Below are 21,125 nucleotides of genomic sequence, written 5' to 3'. Positions count from 1 at the left end.
ATGGACGCCCACACCGCGCTGGACGCGGTTCTCGACCCGGAGCTCGACGAGCCCATCACCGATCTCGGGTTCGTCCGTTCGGTGGAAGTCGACGGCGACCGGGTGACCGTCCACTTGCGACTGCCGACGTCGTTCTGCGCGCCGAACTTCGCCTACCTCATGGCCTCCGACGCGAAGGACGTGCTGACGGCGTTGCCGTGGACCGGCGAAGTCGTGGTGCTGCTCGACGACCACCACGACTCGGACCTGATCAACCGTGGCCTCGCCGCCGACGCCGGGTACCGCGGGACGTTCGGCCACGAGGCCGAAGAGGACCTCGAAGAGCTGCGGCAGACGTTCCGGCGGAAGGCGCACCAGGCGGCGATGGAACGCGCGCTGACCGTCCTGATGCGCGCCCGGGAGGACGTCGACCTCCACACGGTGACGCTCGCGGACCTGGAGGCCGGTCCGGCGACGGACGCGCTGCTGCGGCGTCGCGAGGCACTCGGGCTCTCGCCCGACCCGGCGGCGCTCGTGCTGGTCGACGAGCACGGAACTCCGTTCCCCCGCGAGGAAATCCCGCTGCGGCTGCGGTTCGCGCGGTCGGTCCGGATCTCCATCGAGGGCAACGCGCACTTCTGCCGCGGGCTGCTCCGCACCCGTTACCCAGAATCCACAGTGGAGGCTTCATGAAGGCGGTCCAGGTTGTCGGTTACCACGAGCCGCTGCGGCTGACCGAGGTGCCCGCGCCCGAGGTCAGCGGCCCGTACGACGTCGTCGTGCGGATCGGCGGCGCCGGCGTCTGCCGGACCGACCTGCACATCCTGGAAGGGCAGTGGGCGGAGAAGTCCGGTGTCACGCTGCCCTACACGATCGGGCACGAGAACGCGGGCTGGGTGCACGCGGTCGGCGCCGCGGTGACCAACGTCGCGGAGGGCGACAAGGTGATCGTGCATCCGCTCATCACGTGCGGGCTGTGCCGGGCGTGCCGCTTCGGCGACGACGTCCACTGTGCACAGTCGCAGTTCCCCGGCATCGACACCGCGGGCGGCTACGCGGAGTACCTCAAGACGTCGGCGCGCAGTGTGGTGAAGATCGACGACGCGCTGGAGCCGGCGGACGTCGCGGCCCTGGCCGACGCCGGGCTGACGGCGTACCACGCGGCGGCCAAGGCGGCGCGGCGCCTGCGTCCGGGCGACCGGTGCGTCGTCATCGGCGCGGGCGGGCTCGGGCACATCGGCGTCCAGGTGCTCAAGGCGATCTCGGCGGCCGAGCTGGTCGTCGTCGACCGCAACCCGGACGCGGTGAAGCTGGCGCTGGCGATCGGCGCGGACCACGGCGTGGTGGCGAGCGGCGCTCAGGTGAGCGAGGTGCTCGACCTGACCGGCGGCCACGGCGCGGAAGCGGTGATCGACTTCGTCGGCGAGGGCGGCGCGACGGCGGAGGGGATCGCGACGCTGCGGCGGGCCGGCGACTACCACGTCGTCGGGTACGGCGAGAACATCAACGTCCCGACGATCGACGTGATTTCGAGCGAGATCAACCTGATCGGCAACCTGGTGGGCTCGTACAACGACCTGTGCGAGCTGATGGTCCTGGCGGCGCAGGGGCGGGTGAAGCTGCACACGGCCCGCTACCCGCTGGAGAACTTCCAGGAGGCGCTCGACGACCTCGACGCCGGCCGCATCCGCGGCCGGGCGATCCTGGTCCCCTGATCCAGCCCGCTCATCCGAACGAGTCCTCCGGAGCGGGAACTCCGGTTCACTTTCCCGGGGAAAGTGAGACCCCGGGCCAGACTCGGGATCTCTTTCCCCGGGAAAGAGGCGGTCACTGGCCGGGCTGGGCCGCCGGAGCCTGGTGCAGCGAGAGGTCCGGGCCGGCGGCGGAGTCCTGCGCCCAGGCGCCGGACTCCGCCGTCCACGTCTGGCCCGCGAAGCTCACCTTGTCCAGGCCCAGCGCCTCCGCGCGGCCCACCAGCCAGCTCGCGTACGTCCACCCCTGCGCCGCCGGGTGGGCGCCGCTGAGCTTGGCCGTGCCCAGCTCGGCCGTCGCCGCCGCGGCGACGTCGCCCGGCGCGGCCAGGGTCAGGTTGCGGCAGGTCAGCGCGGCCGGGAACTGGCCGTTGAACGCCGCCGCCATCGCGCGGGCCTGCGGCTCCCACTGCGCGTACGCGTCCGGGGCGCCCGAGCGCTGGATCGCCTGGGCCGCCTCGGTGATCGGCATCGTCTCCCAGCCGGGCAGCTTGTCCAGCTTCTCGTAGAACGCCGTCGCCGCGTAGACCGGGTCCTGCAGCTGCGCGACCGTGCCCCAGCCCTGGCTGGGCCGCTGCTGGAAGAGCCCGACCGAGTCCCGGTCGCCGCCGGCGAGGTTCTGCAGCTTCGACTCCTGCAGCGCCGTGGCCAGCGCGACCGTGGCCGCGTGCGGGACCAGCCCCAGCTTCGTCCCGACGGCCGAGATCGTCGCGGCGTTGTTCATCTGCTCCGGGCCGAACGTGTACGAGGTCGTGTTGTCCCCCGGAAGCGCCACGGTGCAGCCCGGCGTCCGGTCCGGGCCGCGGCTCAGCACCACCGCCACGACCACGCCCGCCGTCAGCACGATGACCGCTCCCAGGAAGATGGCCACCTTCAGGCCACATCCACGCACACTGCCTCCCCGTCACCCGTTCGCACCAGTCTGCCCAAAGACAGGACGCGGTGCAGCGGGCGAGGTTCAGCGGTCGGTGCCGAGGAAGATCGGGTTGGACATCGCCACCATGGCGTTCGGCTGAGTTGTGTTCGGGCCACCGGACGGGCGACGGACCTCAACGCGCACCCACCGCGAGTACCGCGGATACGTGGTCCACGTCACGGTCGCCGTGCCCGTGTCGCCGACCGTCTCGGTGTGCTCCGGGCCGAGCTGGTCGAGGAACGTCACCGTGGTGCCCGGGACCCCGCCGACCACCGCGCGCACCGTCACCGGGGTGCCGGTGCCCGCCGGGAGGCGCTCGCCGATGCCCGCCGCGCGTCCGCCGCCGGACACCGTGAAGTCCAGCTGGACCGCCGAGGACTCCGCCAGCCACGACCGCCCGGCCTTCAGCCCGGCCAGCAGCTCCTTGCGGCGCAGGCGGTCGGCGTAGACCACCGTGTGCGGGAGCGCGACCCGCTGGTCCGGGTTGTGCGCGTCGGAGTCGCCGATCGCCGGGATGAACCGGCCGCCGCGCAGGAAGCCGTCCCAGTGGATGACGCTCGCCTCGTCGTCCTGGGTCCACGGGCCGTTCCACACCTCGACGAGGTCGGCGATCTCGTACGCGAACTCGTAGGTGCAGCCGAAGCAGTTGGCGAACGGGTGCGCGGCGGTGACCAGGCCGCCCGCGCGGTGCACCTGGTCGGTGAAGCGGCGGAAGTCCGCCGCGTCGGCCGCGCGGTAGCGCCAGTCGATCCAGGTGCCGGCGGGCAGGCCGATCGCGGGCCAGTGCCCGGACCGGGTCGTGACCTCTTCGCCGTTGAGGATCAGCAGGTCGTCGGTGGCGTAGTTCCCCCAGACCAGCTGGGAGCTCGACGTGTTGTGGTCGGTGGAGACCATGAAGTCCAGCCCGGCCGCGCGGGCGTCGGCGACGAGCTGGTCGGGGGTGCGGCGGCCGTCGGAGTGGACGGTGTGCAGGTGGCCGTCACCGCGGTACCAGCCGCGGCCGCGCTCGCGGGCCGGCGCGCTCTCCGGCGCCGGGTTCGGCTTGAACGGCGCCGCGTCCGGCCCGAAGGTCAGCGTGATGTCCACTTTGTAGGTCAGGCCCTGCGGCGCGACGGTGTACGGGCCGAGGATGACGTGCCACCGCCCGGGCCGGATCGGGCCGGCGAGGTAGCCGGGCGTCGCCTCGGACGCGCTGATCGAGAACCGGTCGCGGAAGCCGCCGGACCAGCCGCGGAAGCCCCGCGCGTTGCCCAGTTCGTGGCCTTCCGGGCCGAACATCCCGATGTCGCAGGCGTTCCCGCGGGTGCCGGCGGGCACCTGGGGCCGGTCGTAGGAGTAGACGACGTCGATCTGCTTGACCCCGCGCGGGACGTCGACGGGCAGGTAGTACCAGTCCGGGACGTCCGGCTTCAGCGTGCCGGTGACCGTCCGGGTCTGGCTGCCGGTGCCGCCCGGCTGGTCGGCGAACGCCACCCCGGGCAGCATCCCCATCGCCGCGCCGGCCGCCGCGACCCCGCTCGCGCGCAGCAGCGCGCGCCGGCTCAAGTCCCCAGAACTCATGCGTACCTCCGCATCGAAAGACGCTCCGGACGCTAGGGGAGCAACGCGAACGCCGACAAGAACCGGTGGTGAACATTCACCGTCCGGCGCGCTTGGCCAGGATCTTCGCGAGGGCGACGACCGTGACGGCGGCGGCCAGCCCGAGCCGCGTGACGTCGAGGGCGGGCACCCACGCCACGGTGCCGTCCCGGACGACGAACGCCCCGGCGGGCCGGGCGAGCACCCCGAAGCCGGCGCCCTCCCGCAGCGGCGCCGCGCCGGTGTCCCCGCCGCCGCCCCCGCCCCCGCCGAACACCGCGGCGGCCGGGATCACGACGGCCCCGTCGCGCTCCACGGGTTCGCCGTAGACCAGTTTCGCGGTGAACAGGTCCCGCGCGTTCGACGCCAGCTGCCCGAGTTTCATGCCGCCATCATGGCGGCAAATCCGGTTGCGGCGCGGCAAAACGTCCGCGATCCTGCGGTGTTCCGCACCGGACGGGACGTTCGGAGCGGACGATGACCCCGTCACTGCGCGGCCTGGCCGCCAACCCGGCGCTGCCCGCGCCCCTGCTGGACCGCCTGGTCACAACGGCGGACGACGACCTGGGCCCGATCCTCGCCCGCCGCGAAGACCTGACCGCGGCCCAGGCGCGGGTCCTGGCCGGGCGCTGCGGCGCGGGTGTCCTGTACCCGCTGCTGGACCGAGGCCTGCTCACCCCGGCCGACGTGCCTTCCGACGACCCCTGGGCCGGGCTCGCGGTGCTCACGCACCCGGACGCGGACCCGGCCTGGTTCGACCGCCTCGCCCGCGACCCCGACCCGGTGATCCGCTGCGAGCTGAGCGCCCGGTTCCCGCTCCCCGAGCCGATCGTGGACCTGCTGGCCGCGGATCCGGACCTCGACGTGGTCACCTCGGCGGCGCGGTGCCGGCCGCCGACCGCCCGCCTGGCCGCCGACGCCCGTCCCGAGGTCCGCCTGGCCCTCGCCGCGAACGAGCAGTCACCCCCGGAACTGCTGCTCAGCCTCCTGCGCGAAGCCCATTCCTGTCGGTGGTCCCCGGTAGCATGGAAACCGGGGGCGGCGCCCGACAACCTCCTCCACACTCTCGCGGGCAACCCCGCCACACCCCCGCACGCCCTGCCCGCCGACGGCGACGACCTCACCCGCTGGAAGCTGGCGTCCCGCACCGACCTCACCGCCGAGATCTACGCGAAGCTCGCCGAGGACGACCTGCCGGGCGCCCGGCGGGACCTCGCGAGCAACCCCGCCGCCGTGGCGTTCCTGCCGCGGCTGCTCGCCCGAGACACCAGCCGCGAGATGAAACGCGCCGCCGCCCTCAACCCCCGGATCCCGCTCTCCCTCCTCGCCGAACTCGCGCCCGCGACGAAGATCGGGCTGCTGGTGCCCCGCGTCGCCGCCGCGACCGAGGCGGAGCTACGCGAACTCGCCGGATCCCCGGCGGCTCAGGTACGGCGCCTGGCCGCGGCGAGCCCGGACCTGCCACCCGACCTCCTCGCCCGGTTCGCCGAAGACCCGGACGCCGGGGTCGCCCGGGCCGTCGCGCCCAACCCGGACCTGGCCCCGGCCCAGCTGCGCGCCCTCGCCCGGCACGGGACGACGGTCTCAGCGCGGATCGCGGCGAACCCGCGGTGCCCGGCGGACCTCGCCCGCGCGCTCCTCCCGGGCGCGCCGGTGAAAGCCCTGCGGGTGCTCGCCGGCCACCCGGGCCTGCGCCCGGAGTCCATTGTGGATCTTCTCGGCCACGCGGACGACCGGGTGGTCACCGCCGCCGCGGCCAACCCGGCGCTCCCGGTCGCCGTCATGTCCACTTTGACCGGATAGGCCGGGAAAACGGAAAAGGTTCACGGAATCGGTGCAGCGCTGAAAAAATTGCGCTGAAGGTGTGGCAAAAAGATGTATCCGGCGGTTTTCCCGGTTTCGACGGTTAGCGTCACAGCGCTCGAGAAAGCCGGATCCGGGGAGGAACCATGGCACTGCTCAAGAACGGCGCGGTCACCGCACCGCCGGGTGCGCCCGCCGCCGCACACCCACTGACCTCGGGAGATCCCTTCGGGGCCACCGGGGTGACCGCCGAGCGCGGCGCGAACCGGTACGGCGTCTGCTCCATCGAGGACTTCCCGGCCGGAATCAACGACCTCACCTACACCCACGACGACGCCGGCGGTTTCCACAATTACGTCAAGCAGTTCACCGCGCCGAACTTCTGGTACCAGGACGGCGGCGTGCTCTCGTGGATCTACGGCGAGCAGTACGACGACTGGCAGGGCACGTACGGCTTCGACGCGTGTGTCGCCGAGTACCACTCCGGCCACGGCACGATGGACGGCAACGGCGTGTTCTGGATGCCGATGGGCGGCACCTGGGGCGGCACCGCCTGGGCGGGCTCGAACGACATGCGCCTCGGCAACGAGGTCGCGCGCTACCTCTTCTTCTCCACCTGCCTCTCGCTGCGCATCGGCGACGGCAACAGCCCGATCCGCACGTGGGACGCGGCGAACCTCGGGCTGCGGATGATCTTCGGCTTCGAGACGACCAGCGTCGACAACCCGAACTACGGCGCGTTCTTCTTCAACAAATGGAACGCCAACGGCCACAAGTTCAGCAAGGCGTGGCTGGACGCGTCGTGGGACATCGACCACCACCAGGCGCCGTCGGCCGTGGCGTGCGGAGCGACGCAGGCCGAGGCGCAGGACCGGCTCTGGAACGAGGGCACCTTCAACACCGCCGCCGCGTCCAAGAACTGGTGGTGGTGGACCTGGTACGACGCCGCCAAGAGCATCCGGGAGCCCAAACTGGAGCTGCCGGCGTCGCCGCAGACGGCCCGGTTCGCGCCGCACCGGATGTCGACGGCGAAGCTGACCGAGCTGGCCGGGCACTACGGCGTCCGGCTCGGCGGCGGCGAGGCCGAAGCCGCGCTCGGCTCGCACGGGGTCGTGCTCGGCGACGGCCAGGGCGGGCCGCGTCTGACCGTCGACCACCGCGGCGTCCGCGAGATCACCTTCGCCGAGGTGGACGGCACCGGCCGGGACGCGCCGAGCGCCGCCGAGGCGGTCCGGATCGCCCAGGACGCCGTCGAGACGTTCGGCCTGGCCGACCGGGTCGACCTGGTCGCGGACAAGGTGCGCCACCAGTACCACGCGGGCGGCACGGCCTCGGAGGTCGCCGACCCGCGGGTGCGCGAGACGCACGTCGTGTTCACGCAGCTGGTCGACGGCCACCCGGTCGTCACGCCCGGCCTCGGCGAGGTCCGGGTCGGCATCGACGGCGCGGGCACGGTGACCACGATCGTCGACGCCACCCGCGAGGTCGAGCGGCTCACCGAGAGCGCGCCCGCGGCCGCCCGCGGCGAGACCCACCGGCCGTCCACTGTGGACGAGGCGCTGGACGTCCCGCTGCAGCGGCTGCTGCGCCGGCTCTCCGCCGGGGGCCGGGTGCCCGCCGAGGTCCGCACGATCGAGGACTCGACGGCCGTCGGGTACTCGCTGCGCGGGGACGACGGCGCCCAGGTGGCCCGCCGGACCGTCGAGGTGGACTGCGGCGAGGGGCTCGCGAAGCGCTACGTCCTGGAGGCGCCGCTGCGCTGACGCGCCGCACGGGCCCGGGCGGGCCGGCACCTCGTCGGGGGGTGCCGCCCCGCCTCTCGCCCGGCGCGGACGGCGTCCGGCACGAATTTTTCGCCGTCCGCGTGTGAACACGGTGTATCCGGGGCATTAACCACGCACACCTGTGTGCCGAGGGGTGTACGTGACCGAGGGGAGACCGCGATGACCTTCGACTTCGTCAGCCGCTGGCTGGGCCGGCACCACGAACGCCCCGGCGTGACGGTCGACCTCGCCTGCGGCGGGCGCGTCACACTGCGGGAGATCGACGGCAGGCCGGTGCTGGCCGTCACGACCGCGCCCGGTCCGGACGGCCGCTGCAGCGTCGCCGCCGTCCCCCTGTCGGAGGCCGAACGCCGCGAGCTCGGCCAGGTCCTCGAGTCCGACGTCCTGCTGGCGTCCTGACACTTCTCCCGACTGGCTGTTTCCCTAGCCGCCGTCACCGTAGGCTGCGCGTGTGCTTTGTGGCATGCCTCGCGAGAAACAGCGTCCCGCCAGTGTGGCGCGGGTCGCTTTTTGTGGGGTTCCCACAACACAACCGCCCCGGCATGCGCCATGCCGGACATTGGTCTACCCGGCGGTAATCCAGCAGGGTGTAGGCAGGTGCAGGCGACGCCCCAGGACAGGTGCGTCGCCTTCTGCGCGTGGGTACTTGGGAGGCTCAGCCGGTGTTCAGTCGTGTCGCCATCGTCAACCGCGGAGAGGCCGCGATGCGGCTCATCCACGCCGTCCGGGATCTGTCGGCGGAAACCGGGACGCGGATCGAGACGGTCGCCCTCTACACCGACGCCGACCGCACGGCCACGTTCGTCCGTGAGGCGGACCTGGCCTACGACCTCGGCCCGGCGTCCGCCCGGCCGTACCTCGACCTCGCCAAGCTGGAGCGGGCGCTCGTCGAGACGAAGGCCGACGCCGCGTGGGTCGGCTGGGGCTTCGTCGCCGAGGACCCGGCCTTCGCCGAGCTGTGCGAGAAGGTCGGTGTCACCTTCGTCGGGCCGAGCGCGGACGCGATGCGCAAGCTCGGCGACAAGATCGGCGCGAAGCTGATCGCCGAAGAGGTCGGCGTGCCGGTCGCGCCGTGGAGCCGCGGCGAGGTCGCCACCCTCGAAGACGCCCTGCGCGCCGGCGACGAGATCGGCTACCCGCTGATGCTCAAGGCCACCGCGGGCGGCGGCGGGCGCGGCATCCGCATGGTGGCCTCCGGCGAGGACCTCGCCGACGCCTACGAGCGCACCAGCCAGGAGGCGCTGCGCGCGTTCGGCTCCGGTGTCGTGTTCCTGGAGCGCCTGGTCACCGGCGCGCGGCACGTCGAGGTCCAGGTGATCTCCGACGGCGCGACGGCGTGGGCGCTCGGCGTCCGCGACTGCTCGGTGCAGCGGCGCAACCAGAAGATCATCGAAGAGTCCGCGTCCCCGGTCCTCGGCCCGGAGCAGACGGCCGAGCTGAAGGCTTCGGCCGAGCGGCTCGCCGTCAAGGTCGGCTACCGCGGCGCCTGCACCGTCGAGTTCCTCTACCACCCGGGCGAGAAGCTGTTCGCCTTCCTCGAGGTCAACACCCGCCTGCAGGTCGAGCACCCGATCACCGAGATCACCACCGGCACCGACCTGGTCAAGCTGCAGCTGCACGTGGCCGGCGGCGGCAAGCTCGAAGGCGACCAGCCGGGCGAGAGCGGCCACGCCGTCGAGGCGCGCCTGAACGCCGAGGACCCCGACCGCGACTTCGCCCCCTCCCCCGGCCGCATCGCGCGGCTGGCGCTGCCCGCCGGCCCCGGCATCCGGGTCGACACCGGCGTCAGCGAAGGCGACACCATCCCCGCCGACTTCGACTCGATGATCGCCAAGATCATCGCCTACGGCCGCGACCGCGACGAGGCGCTCGCCCGCCTCCGCCGCGCGATGGCCGAGACGGTCGTGATCATCGAGGGCGGCGCGACCAACAAGAGCTTCGTGCTCGACCTGCTCGACCAGCCCGAGGTGATCGACGCCAGCGCCGACACGGGCTGGATCGACCGCGTCCGCGCCGAGGGCCGCCTGGTCACCCACCGGCACTCCGCGATCGCGCTCGCCGCGGCCGCCATCGAGGCCTACCAGGACGAGGAAGAGGTCTCCGTCCAGCGGCTGCTGGCCACCGCGCACGGCGGGCGCCCGCAGGTGCAGCACGAGACCGGCCGCCCGCTCGACCTCAAGCTGCGCGGGGTCGGCTACCGCGTGAGCGTGGCCAGGGCCGGGCGCAGCCGGTTCCGCGTCGGCATCTCCGCCGGCGGCTCGGACGTGCACCACGCCGACGTCGAGATCAGCCGGTTCGACGCCCACAGCGGCCAGATCCACGTCAACGGCCGCCGGTTCCGGCTCGTGTCGGCCACCCACGGCCCGATCCACCTCGTCGAGGTCGACGGCGTCACCCACCGCGTCAGCCGCGACGAGGGCGGCGTCGTCCGCTCCCCCGCGCCCGCGCTGGTGGTCGCGACACCGCTGTCCGTCGGCGACGAGGTCGAGGCGAACGCGCCGATCCTCGTGCTGGAGAGCATGAAGATGGAGACGGTGCTGCGCGCGCCGTTCCGCGCCCGGGTCCGCGAGTGCCCGGTGTCGGTCGGCAGCCAGGTGGAGACCGGGGCGCCGCTGATGCGCCTCGAGCCGCTGGCCGACGGCGCCGAGGAAGAAGCCGCCGACAGCGGCGAGACCGTCGAGATCGACCTGCCGGCCGCGCCGCCGGAGGTCTCGGCCGCCGAGCGCGTCGACCGCGGCCAGCAGGACCTGCGGAGCCTGCTGCTCGGCTTCGACGTCGACCCGGCCGAGCGCAAGCGCCTCCTCGTGGCCTACGGGGAAGCCCGGGCCGAGCTGGGCAACCGGCCGGTCGAGGGCGAGCTGGAGCTGCTCACCGTCTTCGCCGACCTGTCCGAGCTGAGCCGCAACACCCCGGGTGGGGAGCTCGACACCGAGCCCGACAGCTCGGTGCACAGCGCCCGCGAGTTCTTCCACAGCTACCTGCAGAGCCTCGACGTCGAGCGCGCCGGGGTCACCGAAGGCTTCCAGGCGAAGCTGCGCCGCGTACTCGGGCACTACGGTGTCACCGACCTCGACCGCACCCCGGAGCTGGAGGCCGCGGTCTTCCGGATCTTCCTGGCCCAGCAGCGGATGGCGGCCGACATCGCCGTCGTCTCCGAGCTGCTGCGGCAGTGGCTGACCGGGGCGCCGCCGGCGGAGTCGCTCAGCGAGCGCGCCGGGCTCACCCTGGAGCACCTGGTCGAGGCGACGCAGGTGCGGTTCCCCGCGGTGTCCGACCTGGCGCGCGGGGTGGTCTTCCGCTGGTTCGCCCAGCCGCTGCTGCGCCGTCACCGCGCCGAGGTCTACGCCGCCGTCCGCACCGAGCTGCGCTACCTCGACCGGAACCCGGACGCACCGGACCGCGCCGAGCGGATCCAGGCCATGATCACCGGCTCGGAGCCGCTGGTCCGGCTGATCGGCCAGCGGATCGGCCGCGCGGGCTGCGACCACGCGCCGCTGCTGGAGGTGCTGACCCGCCGCTACTACGGCAACCGGCGGCTCTCCGACGTCGTGGTGCGCGACGTCGCGGGCCACCGCTGGCTGACCGCCCGGCTGAACCGCCCGGACGGCGTGCTGCCGCTGGTCACCACCGCCGTCGACATCGCCGACCTGCCCGCCGCCCTGGGCGCGCTCGGCGAGGTCGCCACCGACGGGGTCGTCGCCGACCTGTACCTGCGCTGGGAGGACCAGCCCGACGCGGACGCGACCGCGGCCCGGCTCGAGGCGCTGCTGGCCGAGCACCCGCTGCCGGCGGAGGTGCACCGGGTCGTCGTCACCGTGGCCGGCACCGGCGGCGCCGTGATGCACCACCACTTCACGTTCCTGCGTGAAGGCGCGGGCTTCGCGGAAGACCGGCTGATCCGCGGCCTGCACCCGCAGATCGCGCAGCGGCTGCAGCTGGAGCGGCTGCGCGAGTTCGACCTCACCCGGCTGCCGTCGGCGGACGAGGAGATCTACCTGTTCAAGGCGGCCGCCAAGAGCAACCCGGCCGACGAGCGGCTGATCGCGATGGGCCAGGTCCGCGACCTGACCCCGCTGCGCGAGGCCGACGGCCGGCTGGTCGCGCTGCCCGCGCTCGAGGACGCGGTCACCGCCTGCCTCGACGCGATCCGCAACATCCAGGCGCAGCGGCCGCAGAACAAGCGCTACGACACCAACCGGATCATGATGTACGTCTGGCCGCAGACGGAGCTGACCACCGACGAGCTGAACACGCTCGTCCAGCGCATCCGGCCGACGTCGGTCGGCGCGGGCCTGGAGGAGGTCCAGTTCCTGGGCCGGCGGCGCACCGAGGCGGGCAAGCTGACCGAGCTCGCCGTCCGGATCACCCTCGACCCCGGCAACGGCGCGCGGCTGCACGTCGGGCCGCCGTCGACCGAGCCGGTCCGGCCGCTGGACGAGTACCGCCTGAAGGTGCAGCGCGCGGCGCGGCGCGGCAACGTCTACCCGTACGAGCTGACCGAGCTGCTCGCCGGCCCGGAGGGCTCGTTCGTCGAGCACGACTTCGACGGCTCGACCGAGCTGGTCCCGGTCGACCGGCCGAAGGGCAAGAACACCGCGGCGATCGTCGCAGGCGTCGTCACGACGGTGACCGAGCGGCACCCCGAAGGCGTCACGCGGGTCGTGCTGCTCGGCGACCCGACGAAGTCGCTGGGCGCGCTGTCCGAGCCGGAGTGCTCGCGCGTCATCGCGGCGCTCGACCTGGCCGAGCGGATGCAGGTGCCGCTCGAGTGGTTCGCGCTCTCCTCGGGTGCGCGGATCTCGATGTCCTCGGGCACCGAGAACATGGACTGGGTCGGCGCGGCGCTCAAGCGGATCGTCACGTTCACCCAGGACGGCGGCGAGATCAACATCGTCGTCAACGGCATCAACGTCGGCGCGCAGCCGTACTGGAACGCCGAAGCCACGATGCTCATGCACACCAAGGGCATCCTGGTCATGACGCCGGACTCGGCGATGGTGCTGACCGGCAAGCAGGCGCTCGACTTCTCCGGTGGGGTGTCGGCCGAGGACAACTTCGGCATCGGCGGGTACGACCGCGTGATGGGCCCGAACGGCCAGGCGCAGTACTGGGCGCCGAACCTGCCGGCCGCCCGCGACGTGCTGATGGCCCACTACGACCACACCTACGTCGTGCCGGGTGAGACCGGGCCGCGCAAGACGGCCACCAACGACCCCGCCACCCGCGACGTCTCGTCGTACCCGCACGCGATCGTCGGCAGCGACTTCACGACCGTCGGCGAGATCTTCTCGGCCGAGCACAACCCGGACCGCAAGAAGCCCTTCGACATCCGCACGGTGATGCGCGCGCTGTCCGACCAGGACCACCCGGTGCTGGAGCGCTGGGCGGGCATGGCCGACGCGGAGACGTCGGCGGTGCAGGACGTGCACATCGGCGGCCGCCCGGTCTGCCTGGTGGGCATCGAGTCGCGTTCGGTGCCGCGCCGCGGCTTCCCGCCCACCGACGGCCCGGACACCTATACCGCGGGCACGCTGTTCCCGCGGTCGTCGAAGAAGACGGCGCGGGCGATCAACGCCGCGTCGGGCAACCGGCCGCTGGTGGTGCTGGCGAACCTGTCCGGGTTCGACGGCTCGCCGGAGTCGCTGCGCAAGCTGCAGCTGGAGTACGGCGCGGAGATCGGCCGGGCGATCGTCAACTTCGAGGGCCCGATCGTGTTCACCGTGATTTCGCGGTACCACGGCGGCGCGTTCGTCGTGTTCTCCAAGACGCTCAACCCGAACATGACGGTGCTGGCGCTGGAAGGCTCGTTCGCCTCGGTGCTGGGCGGCGCGCCCGCGGCGGCGGTGGTGTTCGCCGGCGAGGTGAACAACCGCACGGCGAACGACCCGCGGGTGACCGAGCTGCAGGCGCAGGCTTCGACGGCCGCCGGCGCCGAGCGGGCCGCGCTCAACGCCCGCGTCGCCGAGGTCCAGTCGTCGGTCCGCGCGGAGAAGGTGAACGAAGTGGCCGCGGAGTTCGACCGGGTGCACAGCATCCAGCGCGCGGTCGAGGTCGGTTCGGTCGACGCGATCATCAGCGCGGCCGAGCTGCGGCCGCGGATCATCGAGGCCATCGAGCACGGCCTGAAGCGCTAGGGAGTTCCGGGGCCGGTCACCGCGGTGGCCGGCCCCGGCTCATGCCCCGAGAACGGCGGCTTCGAACCCGGCCGCCTTCGCCAACCCGCCCAGCTCACCGGCCCGCGCGGCCGGCAGCAGGACCAGCGGGTAGCAGTCGGACTCGATGTCGAGGACGGCGAGCGCGGTGCCGTGGCCGGCCAGCCGGTCCCCCGCCGTCTCGAGGAACTCGTACGTCGGCAGGTCCGACTCCGCGAGCCCCGCCCAGGCCTCGTCCGACGGCGGCGCGGACCGCAGGGCCCGCAGGCGGCCGACGATCTCGTCCGCCGCTTCCTTCCAGTCCACCTCGGCCAGCAGGCCGTGGTCGTCGAGCGCGTCCACCAGCGCGATCCAGGCCAGGCCCGGGAACGGCTCGTCGATGCCGCGGTCTTCGAGCCGGTCGGCGTGCTCGGCGACGTAGGCGTCCGGGTCGTCGTGCGCGGCCGCGGCGCGCTCGCCGACCTGCGGGAGGTCCGGGGCCAGCAGGGCGGCCACGGCGACCAGGGCGGCACGAGCGCTCATCGGGGCACCAGGTATCGGGTCAGGAGGCTCGCGCCATCGGTCAGGACGGTGGCCAGGTCGAGCTCCACCGGGTCGAAAAGGCCGCCCATCGCGGCCCGGTCGGCCGTGCCGGCCACCAGGAACGGCGCGACGGTCAGCCGGAACTCGTCGACCAGGCCCGCTTCGGCCAGCGACCCGAACAACCGCGGCCCGCCTTCGCAGTCGATCCGCCGGAGGCCCCGCTCGGTCAGGGCGGCCACGGCGACGTCGAGCGCCACCGCGTCGTCACCCGCGACGATGACGTCGGCGCCCGCTTCCGCCCAGGCGTCACGCAGGCCACTGGGGGCCCGTTCGCAGGTGATGACGATCGTCGGCACCGCGGCCCGCGTGAGCACCGGCGCGTCCGGCGGCAGGGCGCGGCCCGTGGTGACCACCGCGATCGGCGGGATCGGCTCGAGCCCGTGCCGGCGGCGCCGGTCCGCGGTCTCCGGGTCCGGGTGGACGCCGTCGAACTCCTCGATCACCGCCGTCCCGGCGCCGAGCAGGACCACGTCGGCGAGGTCGCTGCCCAGCTTGAACACGACCCGGTCGGGCTCGGTGGACAGCGGGCGCGACCGGCCAGCGACCGTGATCGCGCCGTCGGTGCTCGACACGAAGTTGACGACCAGCCACTTCGCGACGTCGGGGAAGCGGTAGAGGGTTTCGAGCTCGTCCGTGCCGAGTTCGCGGGTGTGCTCCGGCGGCCAGATCTGGCGGATCGGCGGGTTCGGCGGGGTCGGCGGGTTCACAGCCACCGCACGGCGTTCTTGGGCAGGCGGGTGCCGACGATGCTCGCGATCATCTCGGTCACGTGCCGCGTCTCGCGGACCTGGTGCGCCCGGAACATCGCGGCGCCCTGCGCGGCCGCGTGCGCGGTGGCGGCGAGGGTGCCGGTGACGCGGTCGTCCATGCCGACGTCGAGCGTCTCGCCGACCACCCCCTTGTTGGACAGCGCCATCAGCACCGGCCAGCCGGTGGCGACCAGCTTGTCGACGTTCCGCAGGATGGTCAGCGACTGGTAGGTGTTCTTCGAGAAGTCGATGCAGGGGTCGATCATCACGCCCCCGCGCGGCACGCCCTTCGCGACCGCTCGTTCGGCCAGCTCCGTGGTGTCCTGCACGACCGACGCGACGACGTCGTCGTACTGCGGCTTCACCGGGTCGGTGCGCGGGTCGAGGCCGTCGACGTGCGCGCAGATGTACCCCGCGCCGTGCTCGGCCGCGACGTCGAGGATCTCCGGCTCGTAGGCGGCCCAGTTGTCGTTGATCAGGTCGGCGCCGGCCCGGCACACCGCGTCGGCGACCTCGGCGCGGTAGGTGTCGACACTGATCACGACGTCCGGGAAGTGCTGGCGGGCCCACTCGACGGTCGGGACCACCCGGGCGATCTCCTCGGCGACCGTGACCTCGGGGCCCGGGCTGGCCGGCACGCCCCCGATGTCGATCACCGCGGCGCCGTCCTCGAGCGCCTTGCGGATGGCGGCGTGCGCGCGCTCCTCCAGGTACGTCACCCCGTTGTCGTAGAACGAGTCCGGGGTCCGGTTGACGATCGCCATCACCAGCGCGTGGTCGCTGGTGAGGCGTTTGCCCCGGAAGACGAGATCGTGGATCGGCAAGCGGCACCCCCGGACGAAGATCGGATCTGACCGCCTCCGAGCATAGTGAGGGCGGCGGCGCGGGGCCGGACGCGACCGGTTTCGCGACTTTCGGGGGTATGGCGGTTTTGTCCGCGCCGACACACTGTGCGTGCCGGTCCGGTGACCGAGAGCCCCGGGCCGAACCTCCATCCGTGCGTCCGTGAGGAGCTCCCCGATGGCGTCAAGGTCCCTGTCCCGGCTCGCCCTGGCGGCCACCGGGGTCGTGCTGTCCGCCCTGCTCGGCGGCACCGCGGCCGCGCAGCCCGCCGACACCCCCGTGTTCTGGCGCGTCCCCGCCACCGCCGCCCAGGCGCAGGCGCTGACCGCGGCCGGGTTCGACGTCGAGGAGGGCGACGCGGGCGCCGCGCTCGTCGTCGGCGGCCAGGCCGTCGCGAACCGGCTGCGGGCGCTGGGCTACCGGCCGTCGTTCTTCGACACCGTCTACAAAGAACTGCCCGCGCAGGCGAACTCCCTGGCGGCCGACACCTTCTACGGCGGGTACCGCACCGTCACCGCGCACGAGAACCACCTGACGGCCGTCGCCGCCGCGCACCCCGACCTGGCCACGAAGTACACGATCGGCCAGTCGTGGAAGAAGACCAAGGGCCAGGGCGGGCACGACGTCCAGGCCATCTGCCTGACCAAGAAGCAGACCGGCGACTGCACGCTCTCGACGACGTCGAAGAAGCCGAAGTTCTTCCTGATGGCCCAGATCCACGCGCGTGAGCTGTCCACCGGCGAGCTCGCCTGGCGCTGGATCGACTACCTCGCCGACGGCTACGCCACCGACGCCACCGCGAAGTCCATCTTGGACACTACCGAGGTCTGGGTGGTGCCGATCGCGAACCCGGACGGCGTCGACATCGTCGCCTCTGGCGGGAACTCGCCGAAGCTGCAGCGCAAGAACGCCAACAACACCCGCGGCGGCTGCACCGGCACGAATATCGGCATCGACCTCAACCGGAACTCGACGTTCAAGTGGGGCGGCGACTCCAACTCCGCCTGCTCCGAGACCTACCAGGGCGTGAGCGCCGGCTCCGAGCCGGAGACGCAGGCGCTGGAGAAGCTGGCCCGCGCGATCTTCCCGGACCAGCGCGGCACCGGCAACAACGACCCGGCGCCGTCGACGGCCAAGGGCACGATGATCACGCTGCACAGCTACGGCAACGACATCATCATCCCGTGGGGCTTCACACAGGCCACCTCGCCGAACGACGCGCAGTACCGCAAGCTGGGCGCGAAGTACGCGGCATCCAACGGTTACCTCGTCGGCACCAACGAAGAGACCGTCGGGTACGACACGAGCGGCACCACCGACGACTTCACCTACGGCGAGCTCGGTGTCGCCAGCGTGACGTTCGAGGTCGGCGGCTCGAGCGGCACCTGCGGCGGCTTCCTGCCGCGGTACACCTGCGTGGACAGCACTTTTTGGCCGAAGAACAAGGGCGCGCTCGTCACGGCCGCGAAGGCCGCGGCGGCGCCGTACCAGCAGTGATTCAGGGCCGGCACGCGTAGATGCAGTTCTGCGGACGCGGGGACGCCAGCACGTCGACGTGCCGGAACCCCGCGTCCGCCAGCATTTCCCTTGCTGTTTCGGTGCCCCACATCGCCCCGAGCGCGGCGCCGCCCTCGGCCAGCGACGTCGTGGTGCAGTACATCAGGCTGATCGAGTAGCACAGCGCGGCCAGCGGGTTGCCGACGTTCTTCTCGACGTGGCTGGAGAAGTTGGTGTCCACCATGAAGAACAGGCCGTCGTCCTTCAGCGCACCACGGATCCGGCGCAACACGACGTCGGGGCGGTCCTGGTCGTGGATGGCGTCGAAGGCGGTGATGACGTCGAAGTCGCCGGCCAGCTCCGCGGCGTCGCCGACGGTGAACTCGGCGTTCGCCAGCCCGGCGTTCGTCTCCCGCGCCTGCTCGACGACACGGGGAACGATGTCCAGCCCGGTGAACCGCGACGCGGGAAAGGCGCGGGCGGCGACGGAGACGGCGTGCCCGGTGCCGCACCCGAGGTCGAGCACCCGCGCGCCGGCGGTGAGCCGCTCGGTGAGCCCGGGGACGGCGCCGAAGAAGCCGTCCACCAGGCGCTCGCGGTAGATGTGCCGCCAGCTGTCGCCGGTCCGGGCGCCGAGCGCTTCGAGGTGTGGCCCGTAGGCCGAGCGCGGGACGCCGCCGCCGTCGGCGAAGCAGCGTTCGAGGTCGGGCAGGATGCCGGTGAAGGCCGACAGCGTCAGCAGGGACGGCATCAGGTTGGCCGCGGTCTCGCCGAGCAGGAACTTCGCGTGCTCCGGCGGGAAGGTGTACTCCCCCGCGGCGTGGGTGAAGACGCCACCGGTGACCATGGCGCCCAGCCATTCGCGGACATAACGCTCCTCGAGCCCGGCCCGCTCGGCCAGCCCGGCGCTGGTGGCGGGGCCACGCGCCGCGGCGGCGAGCAGCCCGGTGCGGTGGCCGAGCCCGATGAGCATGGTGAGCGCGCTGCCGGTCATGGTGGCCGTCAGGTGCGCCGCGAAGTCCTTCTCTTCCATGCGGCCCGAGCGTACCCCTCGGGGCGGACCGTCCATTTCGGACGGTCCGCTCCCGGTGGTCAGGCTTCTTCGTCCTCGAGCCCGGCGTCGGCCAGAACGGCGTAAACACGGCGTCGCGCGTCGGCGAGGATTTTCTTCACCTCGGCGACCTGCGCCTCGTTGCCGCTGTACCCGACCTGCGCGGCCGCCCCGGAGAGCTCCCCGAGCGCATGCCAGAGGGCGGCGAACCGGTCGGCCCCGGGCTCTTCCTCGGGCTCTTCCCAGAGGGCGGCGAACTCGGCTTCCCGCCCGGCGACGTGTTCCCGCCCGGCATCGGTCAGCTCGGCAACCCGGCGGCCGCCGGTCTCGGCGGTGTGGACGAGGCCTTCGTCTTCCAGCTGCTGCAGGATCGGGTAGACGGATCCCGGGCTCGGCCGCCACCGATCGTGCGTGCGGCGACGGATTTCTTGCATGAGCTGGTAGCCGTGCATCGGCTCCTCGGCAAGAAGAGCCAGCACGGCGGGACGGACGGGCCGCGCGGCGGGCCGTCCGCCGCGGAACTCCTTCACCCGCTGCCAGGGGCCACCGCCACCCCAGCCGCCGGGGCCGCCGAAGGAGCCGGGGCCGCCGGGAAAGCCGGGGAAGCCTGGTGCGCCCGGTGGCTGCGGCGGGTGCGGTGGGTGGGGCGGGAAGCCGCCGCGGGCCAGGTCGGGGGCACCGTCCCAGTCTTCGTGGCCGGGGAGGTGGTCGTGGCCGAGGTGGTCGTGGCCGGGGTGGTCACCGGCCTCGCGCCCCGGGTGCCCACGGCCGCTCAGCGGGTGGCCGCCGGACTCGGGGCCGGGGTGCCCACGGCCGCTCATCGGATGCCCACCCAGCTCGTGGCCGGGATGCCCGAGGCCGCTCAGCGGGTGGCCGCGGCCGCCCAGCCTGAGGTCCGGGTGCCCGCCCGGGTGGAACCCGCGACCTCCCGCATGCCCCGGGTGACCGTGAGCGTGGCCGTGCCCGGGCCCGCCGAACGGCCCGGCGCCCCCGAAACCGCCGAACATCCGCCCTGCTCCAGCACTTATTTCCATGCCTGCCTCCTCGGTAGGTCGTATCGCCGACACTTCGACGATATATCGCCGTTGGATCGCCCGCAAGGTAGGCCGGGCGACCGCCGCCCCAGGTCGCGGCACCGGCCCCGATCGGAGCGCTCAGCCAACCCAGAAGGGACACCGCCTGCACACCTCAGCCGCGCCGCAGCAGCACCTCAGCCGACCGAACCGGCCACCACTCCACGGCACACCCCAAGCAACCCCGGCTCCTCCATCAGCTCGGCCGCCGCCGCTTCACCGCGACCACCTCGAGCCGTCCCGGCTCCCCCATCAGCCCGGCCGCCGCAGCCCCACCGCGACCGCTCTCAAGCCACCCCGCTCCCCCATCAGCCCGGCCGCCGCAACCCCACCGCGACCACCCCGCAACCCGTCCCGGCTCCCCCATCAGCCCGGCCGCCGCAAGCCCACCGCGACCACCCTCAAGCCGTCCCCGACTTCACCGCCAAAGCCAGCAACTCCGCCGCCGGGCCCGCCAACCTTCTCCCCGCCGGCCACACCGCCCGCAGCACCCGCCCCAGCTCGACCCCCTCCACCGCCACCGGCGCCAGCCGCCGGCCCGCGACCTCCCGCACCACATCAAGATCACTGATCACCGCCGGCCCCGCGCCGGAAATCACCGCGTTCCGCACCGCCGAAGCCGATCCCAGCTCCAGCAACGGCTTCACCGGCCCGGCCCCCGCCCGCCGCAACGCCGCCTCCACCGTCTCGCGGGTCCCCGATCCCGGCTCCCGCACCACCAGCGGTGTCGCCGCCAGCTCGGCCGCCGTCAGCGGGCGGCGGCGGCGCGCCCACGGGTGGCCGGGTGGGACCACGACCACCAGGCGGTCCGTCGCCACCCGGCGGGTGGCCAGCCCCGGCCACGGGCCCGGCGACTCGACGAACCCCAGGTCCACGCGCCCGCCCACCACCAGCTCCGCGACGTGCTCGGAGTTCACCACCTCGAGCCCGACGTAGGTGTCCGGCCCGGTTCGCTTCACCTCGCCGATCCACGCCGGGACGAAGTGCTCGGCGAGCGTCATGCTCGCCGCCACCCTCAGCTGGGCGCCGCGCTGGGTGCGGAGGGCCTCCGCGCCGGTGCGCAGTCCGTCCACTTCGGCCAGTACGCGGTGCGCCCAGCCCGCGATCACCCGGCCGTCCGGGGTCAGTGCCGAGCCGCGGCGGGTGCGGTCCACCAGGGACAGCCCCAACTGTCTCTCCAAAGTGGACAACCGCTTGCTCGCCGACGGCTGGGCGATGCCGAGCGCGCCGGCCGCCTGGCCGATGCTGCCGAGGTCGTCGACGAGCACCAGCAGGCGCAGGGAGTCCAGATCCGGTCCGGTCATAGCCTCACTCTATGACCTGAGCACCACTCACCGGCTACCGGAAGCGGCCGCCGGCGGCGACGC

At 73.0% G+C, this 21,125-nt stretch carries 16 protein-coding genes; 7 read left to right on the top strand and 9 right to left on the bottom strand.

Features of this window, described 5'->3' with window-relative positions; translation table 11 throughout:
- Both ACZ63J_RS03205 and ACZ63J_RS03200 read left to right on the top strand, forming a co-directional pair.
- The gene (locus tag ACZ63J_RS03205) at positions 1-672 is read left to right on the top strand and encodes an iron-sulfur cluster assembly protein (RefSeq protein ID WP_465399970.1); all 672 of its coding nucleotides are present in this window, start codon (positions 1-3) and stop codon (positions 670-672) included.
- Positions 669-1,694, top strand: coding sequence for an NAD(P)-dependent alcohol dehydrogenase (locus ACZ63J_RS03200; protein WP_465399971.1), 1,026 nt, complete (start codon positions 669-671; stop codon positions 1,692-1,694). Before ACZ63J_RS03205 ends, ACZ63J_RS03200 begins: the two co-directional genes overlap by 4 nt.
- A 112-nt stretch (positions 1,695-1,806) precedes the next feature.
- Here the strand turns inward: ACZ63J_RS03200 and ACZ63J_RS03195 are convergent, their stop codons facing one another.
- The 3 genes from ACZ63J_RS03195 to ACZ63J_RS03185 all read right to left on the bottom strand — a co-directional run bounded on the left by ACZ63J_RS03195 (position 1,807) and on the right by ACZ63J_RS03185 (position 4,609).
- A complete protein-coding gene (locus ACZ63J_RS03195) occupies positions 1,807-2,601 on the bottom strand; it encodes a hypothetical protein (RefSeq protein WP_465399972.1) in 795 nt (264 codons plus the stop codon).
- 87 nt (positions 2,602-2,688) lie between these two features.
- Positions 2,689-4,206: a CehA/McbA family metallohydrolase gene (locus ACZ63J_RS03190; RefSeq protein WP_465399973.1), complete on the bottom strand. Its 1,518-nt coding sequence runs from the start codon at positions 4,204-4,206 to the stop codon at positions 2,689-2,691.
- A gap of 76 nt (positions 4,207-4,282) precedes the next feature.
- On the bottom strand, positions 4,283-4,609 hold the full coding sequence (locus tag ACZ63J_RS03185) for a hypothetical protein (RefSeq protein ID WP_465339435.1): 327 nt from the start codon (positions 4,607-4,609) through the stop codon (positions 4,283-4,285).
- Between the two features lie 92 nt (positions 4,610-4,701).
- Between ACZ63J_RS03185 and ACZ63J_RS03180 the strand changes: the two genes are divergently transcribed.
- The 4 genes from ACZ63J_RS03180 to ACZ63J_RS03165 all read left to right on the top strand — a co-directional run bounded on the left by ACZ63J_RS03180 (position 4,702) and on the right by ACZ63J_RS03165 (position 13,945).
- Positions 4,702-6,027 carry a hypothetical protein gene (locus ACZ63J_RS03180; protein WP_465399974.1) on the top strand — a complete coding sequence of 442 codons (1,326 nt, stop codon included), beginning with the start codon at positions 4,702-4,704 and terminating at the stop codon, positions 6,025-6,027.
- A gap of 146 nt (positions 6,028-6,173) precedes the next feature.
- Positions 6,174-7,790, top strand: coding sequence for a DUF6345 domain-containing protein (locus ACZ63J_RS03175; RefSeq protein ID WP_465399975.1), 1,617 nt, complete (start codon positions 6,174-6,176; stop codon positions 7,788-7,790).
- A gap of 180 nt (positions 7,791-7,970) precedes the next feature.
- A complete protein-coding gene (locus ACZ63J_RS03170) occupies positions 7,971-8,210 on the top strand; it encodes a hypothetical protein (protein ID WP_465399976.1) in 240 nt (79 codons plus the stop codon).
- Between the two features lie 263 nt (positions 8,211-8,473).
- On the top strand, positions 8,474-13,945 hold the full coding sequence (locus ACZ63J_RS03165) for an ATP-binding protein (RefSeq protein ID WP_465399977.1): 5,472 nt from the start codon (positions 8,474-8,476) through the stop codon (positions 13,943-13,945).
- A gap of 39 nt (positions 13,946-13,984) precedes the next feature.
- Here ACZ63J_RS03165 and ACZ63J_RS03160 read toward each other — a convergent pair whose 3' ends face one another.
- Genes ACZ63J_RS03160 through folP form a run of 3 tightly spaced genes read right to left on the bottom strand, consistent with a single transcriptional unit; the run spans position 13,985 to position 16,112 of the window.
- On the bottom strand, positions 13,985-14,485 hold the full coding sequence (locus ACZ63J_RS03160; RefSeq protein WP_465399978.1) for a DUF6630 family protein: 501 nt from the start codon (positions 14,483-14,485) through the stop codon (positions 13,985-13,987).
- On the bottom strand, positions 14,482-15,258 hold the full coding sequence (locus tag ACZ63J_RS03155; protein WP_465399979.1) for a dihydrofolate reductase family protein: 777 nt from the start codon (positions 15,256-15,258) through the stop codon (positions 14,482-14,484). Before ACZ63J_RS03155 ends, ACZ63J_RS03160 begins: the two co-directional genes overlap by 4 nt.
- Positions 15,249-16,112, bottom strand: coding sequence for a dihydropteroate synthase (gene folP / locus ACZ63J_RS03150; protein ID WP_465399997.1), 864 nt, complete (start codon positions 16,110-16,112; stop codon positions 15,249-15,251). Before folP ends, ACZ63J_RS03155 begins: the two co-directional genes overlap by 10 nt.
- 202 nt (positions 16,113-16,314) lie before the next feature.
- Between folP and ACZ63J_RS03145 the strand changes: the two genes are divergently transcribed.
- A complete protein-coding gene (locus tag ACZ63J_RS03145) occupies positions 16,315-17,634 on the top strand; it encodes a M14 family zinc carboxypeptidase (protein ID WP_465399980.1) in 1,320 nt (439 codons plus the stop codon).
- A 1-nt stretch (position 17,635) separates the two neighbouring features.
- Here ACZ63J_RS03145 and ACZ63J_RS03140 read toward each other — a convergent pair whose 3' ends face one another.
- The 3 genes from ACZ63J_RS03140 to ACZ63J_RS03130 all read right to left on the bottom strand — a co-directional run bounded on the left by ACZ63J_RS03140 (position 17,636) and on the right by ACZ63J_RS03130 (position 21,062).
- The gene (locus ACZ63J_RS03140) at positions 17,636-18,667 is read right to left on the bottom strand and encodes a class I SAM-dependent methyltransferase (RefSeq protein WP_465399981.1); all 1,032 of its coding nucleotides are present in this window, start codon (positions 18,665-18,667) and stop codon (positions 17,636-17,638) included.
- A 59-nt stretch (positions 18,668-18,726) separates the two neighbouring features.
- Positions 18,727-19,506 carry a PadR family transcriptional regulator gene (locus tag ACZ63J_RS03135; RefSeq protein WP_465399982.1) on the bottom strand — a complete coding sequence of 260 codons (780 nt, stop codon included), beginning with the start codon at positions 19,504-19,506 and terminating at the stop codon, positions 18,727-18,729.
- A gap of 653 nt (positions 19,507-20,159) precedes the next feature.
- Positions 20,160-21,062, bottom strand: coding sequence for a LysR family transcriptional regulator (locus tag ACZ63J_RS03130; protein ID WP_465399983.1), 903 nt, complete (start codon positions 21,060-21,062; stop codon positions 20,160-20,162).
- Positions 21,063-21,125 lie beyond the last annotated feature (63 nt).

The organism is Amycolatopsis sp. NPDC104863, from assembly GCF_055582965.1.
This window is presented reverse-complemented; position numbering and strand designations above follow the sequence as displayed.

Excerpts from the sequence above, each read along its gene's own strand:
- ACZ63J_RS03160 (WP_465399978.1), bottom strand. The coding sequence starts at position 14,485 with ATGAGCGCTCGTGCCGCCCTGGTCGCCGTGGCCGCCCTGCTGGCCCCG.
- ACZ63J_RS03185 (WP_465339435.1), bottom strand. The coding sequence starts at position 4,609 with ATGAAACTCGGGCAGCTGGCGTCGAACGCGCGGGACCTGTTCACCGCG.
- ACZ63J_RS03190 (WP_465399973.1), bottom strand. The coding sequence starts at position 4,206 with ATGAGTTCTGGGGACTTGAGCCGGCGCGCGCTGCTGCGCGCGAGCGGG.
- ACZ63J_RS03200 (WP_465399971.1), top strand. The coding sequence starts at position 669 with ATGAAGGCGGTCCAGGTTGTCGGTTACCACGAGCCGCTGCGGCTGACC.
- ACZ63J_RS03140 (WP_465399981.1), bottom strand. The coding sequence starts at position 18,667 with ATGGAAGAGAAGGACTTCGCGGCGCACCTGACGGCCACCATGACCGGC.
- ACZ63J_RS03175 (WP_465399975.1), top strand. The coding sequence starts at position 6,174 with ATGGCACTGCTCAAGAACGGCGCGGTCACCGCACCGCCGGGTGCGCCC.
- ACZ63J_RS03130 (WP_465399983.1), bottom strand. The coding sequence starts at position 21,062 with ATGACCGGACCGGATCTGGACTCCCTGCGCCTGCTGGTGCTCGTCGAC.
- ACZ63J_RS03180 (WP_465399974.1), top strand. The coding sequence starts at position 4,702 with ATGACCCCGTCACTGCGCGGCCTGGCCGCCAACCCGGCGCTGCCCGCG.
- ACZ63J_RS03145 (WP_465399980.1), top strand. The coding sequence starts at position 16,315 with ATGGCGTCAAGGTCCCTGTCCCGGCTCGCCCTGGCGGCCACCGGGGTC.
- ACZ63J_RS03135 (WP_465399982.1), bottom strand. The coding sequence starts at position 19,506 with ATGAGCGGCCGTGGGCACCCCGGCCCCGAGTCCGGCGGCCACCCGCTG.
- ACZ63J_RS03205 (WP_465399970.1), top strand. The coding sequence starts at position 1 with ATGGACGCCCACACCGCGCTGGACGCGGTTCTCGACCCGGAGCTCGAC.
- ACZ63J_RS03170 (WP_465399976.1), top strand. The coding sequence starts at position 7,971 with ATGACCTTCGACTTCGTCAGCCGCTGGCTGGGCCGGCACCACGAACGC.